1 protein-coding gene is annotated in these 310 nt (G+C 46.5%); it reads left to right on the top strand.

Features of this window, described 5'->3' with window-relative positions:
• Nucleotides 1-201: hypothetical protein (locus AC0L3B_RS39045; RefSeq protein ID WP_473383039.1), on the top strand; the 201-nt coding region annotated here is incomplete at its 5' end.
• Nucleotides 202-310 lie beyond the last annotated feature (109 nt).

Here is a 310-nt window from a genome sequence, read left to right as displayed (position 1 = left end):
ATCCTCGTTGTATCGCATGAGTATATTTTCAGTCGCACTGAACTTCTCGAACGGGGGAAGGGGGATCATGCCTATGGCGATACTCAGCGAGCCTTTGGTTTTCGTAGCGTTATGATGTCCGTGCAGGAACTTCGGCGAAGCTGTAGTTTTTTGCATATCAAAGCCCTCTTAATCATGGATGACTCTGGGGTGAGTGATTGATACTTCCGAGGTCACTTTAATCATTGCGGCACATAGCACATCACTGTGATTGTTGACAGTTTGCAATACGAGTTTGGAATAAGGTTTATGGCGAAATGTTCGAGCCGGG

Source organism: Bradyrhizobium sp. Kon56, from assembly GCF_055807635.1.
This window is presented reverse-complemented; position numbering and strand designations above follow the sequence as displayed.